Source organism: Oleiphilus sp. HI0067, from assembly GCF_001635735.1.
Genome location: NZ_LWFI01000824.1, coordinates 1 through 666, shown reverse-complemented (window position 1 = coordinate 666; position 666 = coordinate 1). Strand labels below are relative to the sequence as shown.

The window sequence follows — 666 nt, the reverse complement described above, 5'->3', positions numbered from 1 at the left end:
GGCCCAAGCGAATATTGTAGTTGTTCCTGTGAATGACCCGCCAGTTTCAGGTAACTTGGCGTATGCAATTGATGAGGATGGAAGTATCACACTGAGCCAAGAGCAGCTCTTGGCGCAAGCGAGTGATGTGGATGGTGATACGCTCACGGCGTTGAATCTACAGACAGCCAATCCGGAACTGACGATTACAGATAATGGTGATGGGACGTTCACGCTGACACCGGCTGCAAACTTCAATGGTGATCTCGATATTAGTTTCGATATATTCGATGGTGAAGCGACAGTCGCAGCCAATATCGATTTGACAGTGAACCCAGTGAATGATCTGCCGGTCGCGCAGGATCAGAATTTCCAGATGAACGAAGACGGGACGATCACGCTTACAGATGAGGATCTGTTAACGGGAGCATCGGATGTTGATGGTGATACGCTGAGTATCTCAGATGTTACATACACAGGTACGGATGGAATCTTCACCGATAATGGAGATGACACATATACCTTTGCACCGAATGAGAACTTCAATGGTAATGTCACCGTCGACTTTACCGTGTCTGATGGTCAGGGTGGTACCGATACGGCCCAAGCGAATATTGTAGTTGTTCCTGTGAATGACCCGCCAGTTGCAGGGGATACGTCTTTCAGCATGAATGAGGACGGTACAAT

Annotated in this window: 1 protein-coding gene; it reads left to right on the top strand. The window is 48.2% G+C overall.

Annotated elements, in window-relative coordinates; all coding sequences use genetic code 11:
- Positions 1–666 (top strand): cadherin-like domain-containing protein (locus A3739_RS08790; protein WP_156502499.1); only part of this gene is annotated, 666 nt, incomplete at both ends.